This is a genomic window from Nocardioides sp. J9, from assembly GCF_007829375.1.
Lineage (GTDB): Bacteria > Actinomycetota > Actinomycetes > Propionibacteriales > Nocardioidaceae > Nocardioides.
Window position 1 is genome coordinate 1 of the sequence record NZ_VLJQ01000028.1, and the last position, 3,786, is coordinate 3,786.

Annotated in this window: 3 protein-coding genes; all 3 read left to right on the forward strand. The window is 70.4% G+C overall.

Features of this window, described 5'->3' with window-relative positions:
* On the forward strand, positions 1 to 1,329 hold a 1,329-nt coding region (locus L615_RS02885; protein WP_145724054.1), incomplete at its 5' end, for an NADH-quinone oxidoreductase subunit L.
* On the forward strand, positions 1,329 to 2,897 hold the full coding sequence (locus L615_RS02890) for an NADH-quinone oxidoreductase subunit M (RefSeq protein WP_145724055.1): 1,569 nt from the start codon (positions 1,329 to 1,331) through the stop codon (positions 2,895 to 2,897). The genes L615_RS02885 and L615_RS02890, both read left to right, overlap by 1 nt.
* A partial coding sequence (locus L615_RS02895) for an NADH-quinone oxidoreductase subunit N (RefSeq protein ID WP_145724056.1) occupies positions 2,897 to 3,786 on the forward strand: 890 nt, incomplete at its 3' end. The genes L615_RS02890 and L615_RS02895, both read left to right, overlap by 1 nt.

Consider the following 3,786-nt stretch of genomic DNA (forward strand, 5'->3'; position numbering starts at 1 on the left):
GACATGGGCCTGGGCCTGGCGATCTTCCTGATGTTCGCCACCTTCGGCACCACCAGCTTCAGCGGCATCAGCGCGCTGAGCTCCGGCGCCACCGAGACCACCCTCAACTGGATCGGCGTGCTGCTCCTCGTCGGTGCGTGCGGCAAGTCCGCCCAGGTCCCGCTGCAGGCCTGGCTCCTGGACGCGATGGAAGGCCCGACCCCGGTGTCGGCGCTCATCCACGCCGCGACCATGGTCACCGCCGGCGTCTACCTGGTCACCCGCTCCAACTTCATCTTCGAGCTGGCGCCGACCGCGCAGACGGCCGTGGTCGTCGTCGCCACCGTCACCCTGCTGTGGGGCGCGATCATCGGTTGCGCCAAGGACGACATCAAGAAGGGCCTCGCCGGCTCCACGATGAGCCAGATCGGCTACATGATGCTCGGCGCCGGCCTCGGCGTCGCAGGCTACGCCTTCGCGATCTTCCACCTGCTGACCCACGGCTTCTTCAAGGCCAACATGTTCCTCGGAGCCGGCTCGGTCATGCACGCGATGGACGACGACGTCGACATGCGGCACTACGGCGCGCTCAACAAGGCGCTGCCGATCACCTTCGCGACCTTCGCGCTCGGCTTCCTCGCCATCATCGGCATCCCCCCGTTCTCCGGCTTCTGGTCGAAGGACAAGATCATCGAGACCGCGCTGGTCGAGAACCCCGTCGTCGGCATCTGCGCCCTGCTCGGCGCCGGCATCACCGGCTTCTACATGACCCGCATGGTGCTGATGACCTTCTTCACCCGCAAGCGGTGGGCCGACGGCGTGCACCCGCACGAGAGCCCGAAGGTGATGACGATCCCGCTCATCGTGCTCGCCGCGCTGTCCGCGCTGGGCGGCCTGATGCTCGCCGGCAACTGGATCGTCGACTGGCTGAGCCCGGTCGTCGGCCACGCCGAGCACCACGACCCGCCGTTGCCGGTCATCGTGATCACGCTGATCACCATCGCGGTGGTCGCTGCCGGTGTCGCCCTGGCGTGGCTCCTCGTCGGCAAGCGCGAGGTGCCGCGGGAGGCGCCGACGGACGTCTCCTTCGCCACGAGGGCGGCCCGCGCCGACCTGTACGGCGACGCGATCAACGACGCGGTCGTGGTCACGCCGGGCATGGCGGCCGTGCGCGGCTCGGTCGCGACGGACCGCTCGCTCGTCGACGGGCTGTTCACCGGGGGAGCGACCGTGGTCGCCGGCACCGGTGAGCTGCTCCGCCGGCTGCAGAACGGCTACGTCCGCTCCTACGCCCTCGGCATCCTCGCCGGCGCTGTCCTGCTCGTCCTGACCCTGGTGGCGGTGAACTGATGCTGAGTCTGCTCGTCTGGCTGCCCATCGTCGGCGCGGTCGTGGTGGCGTTCGCGCCGCGCGCGACCAGCAAGGCGCTGGGTCTCGGGATCGCGCTCGCGACCGCCGCCGTCGCGGTCGTCGCGACGGTCCGCTTCGACGTCGACGGTGGTCGCCAGTTCCGTGAGGAGCACGAGTGGATCGAGGCGTTCGGCGTCCACTACGCCCTCGGGCTCGACGGACTCGGGCTGCTGATGGTCCTGCTGACGGTCCTCCTCGTGCCGCTCGTCCTCGCCGCCGAGTGGTTCAAGATGGACGGGTTTCGAGGCTCGCAGGCTCGCACCTCAACCACCGAGTCTCCGGGAGGTGGCGCCCGGGCGTTCGTCGCGTGGGCGCTGGCCCTCGAGGGACTCTCGCTCGCGGTGTTCTGCGCGACCGACGTGTTCTTGTTCTACGTCGTCTTCGAGGCCACGCTGATCCCGGCGTACTTCCTCGTCGGCAGCTTCGGCCGCGACGGCCGGGGCGCCGCCGCGCTGAAGTTCCTGATGTTCCAGCTCGCCGGCGGCCTCGTCCTGCTGGCGTCGGTCATCGGCCTCTACGTCGTCTCTGCCGACGCCGGCAACCCGTCGTACCTGCTCTCCGACCTCGAGCAGCTCGACATCGGCACCACCGAGGGCCGCTGGCTCTTCCTCGGCTTCTTCATCGCGTTCGCGATCAAGGCGCCGCTGTTCCCGGTGCACACCTGGCTGGCCGACACCACCGAGAAGGCCACACCCGGCACCGGCGTGCTGCTGGTCTGCATCCTCGACAAGATCGGCACCTTCGGGATGCTGCGCTTCTGCCTCGGGATCTTCCCCGAGGCCTCGCAGTGGGCCACCCCGGTCGTCATCACGCTCGCGCTCATCTCGATCGTCTACGGCGCCCTGTTGGCCATCGGCCAGGACGACGTCTACCGCCTCATCGGCCTCACGTCGCTGAGCCACTTCGGCCTGATCACGCTGGGCATCTTCACCATGAGCACCCAGGGCGGCACCGGCTCGATCCTCTACATGGTCAACCACGGCCTCGGCACCGCAGCGCTGTTCCTCGTCGCCGGCTACCTCACCGAGCGTCGCGGCACGTCGCTGATCAGCCAGATGGGCGGCGTCGAGAAGGTCACCCCGGTCCTCGCCGGGCTCTTCCTCGTCGCCGGCCTGGCGACCCTGGGCCTGCCCGGCCTGTCCCCGTTCATCAGCGAGTTCATGGTCCTGCTGGCCGCCTTCGGCTACGCCTGGTACGTCGGCGCGATCGCGATCACCGCGGTCGTGCTGGCCGCCATCTACATCCTGTGGATGTACCAGCGCACCATGACCGGACCGACGCCGCCCGACGTCGAGGGGACCAGGGACCTCGGCCTGCGTGAGGTCGCGGCGGTCGCGCCGCTGGTCGCCGCGCTCGTCTTCTTCGGCTTCTACCCGGCGCCGCTCACCGACGCCAGCAACCCGATGGTGACCGACCTGCTCGAGCACGTGGGCGTGGAGGACGAGGCGCCCACGGTCGACCCGGCCGACGTCGAGCAAGCCCAGCCCGAGACGGAGGGGGCCCACTGATGCCGTTCGTGAAGCCCGAGCTCGAGTACGTCGAGCTCCTCCCGCTGCTGATCGTCCTCGGTGGCGCCTGCCTCGGCGTGCTCGTCGAGGCCGCCCTTCCGCGCGGTGCCCGCCGCCTGCCGCAGGTCGCGCTCGCCCTGGTCGCCCTCGTCGGTGCGCTGGTGGCGACCGTCCTGGTCGGCCTCGACCTCGACGACGTGAGCGGCGTCGCCGGCGCCGAGGGCAAGGGCCTCGTCGGCGCCATGGGCAGCATCGTCGTCGACGGTCCCACCGTCTACCTGTGGGGCCTGCTGCTCGTCTTCGCCATCGGTGGGGTCGCGCTCTTCGCCGAGCGCCGCCTCGAGGGTGGCGTGTCCGGGTTCACCGGGCAGGCCGCGGCGCTGCCCGGCACCGACACCGAGCGCGACGCATCCACCCGCGGGCTCGAGCACACCGAGGTCTACCCGCTGCTGCTCTTCGCSGTCGCCGGCATGCTGCTGTTCCCCGCTGCAGGCGACCTGCTGACGTCGTTCGTCGCCCTCGAGGTGCTCTCGCTGCCGCTCTACCTGCTCTGCGGCCTGGCCCGCCGGCGCCGCCTGCTGAGCCAGGAGGCGGCCATGAAGTACTTCCTGCTCGGCGCCTTCGCCTCCGGCTTCTTCCTGTACGGCGCCGCGCTGGTCTACGGCTACGCCGGCACGGTGTCCTTCGCGGGCATCAACGAGGCGGTGCGCGCCGGTGGGGCCAACCACGGCCTGCTGCTGGCCGGCATAGCGCTGCTCTCGGTCGGCCTGCTGTTCAAGGTCGGCGCCGCGCCGTTCCAGGCCTGGACCCCCGACGTCTACCAGGGCGCCCCGACCGCGGTCACCGCGTTCATGGCCGCCGGCACCAAGGTCGCCGCCTTCGGCGCCCT

Bases quoted from the DNA above. Each gene is read 5' to 3' on its own strand.
- L615_RS02890 (WP_145724055.1), top strand. From the start codon at position 1,329: ATGCTGAGTCTGCTCGTCTGGCTGCCCATCGTCGGCGCGGTCGTGGTG.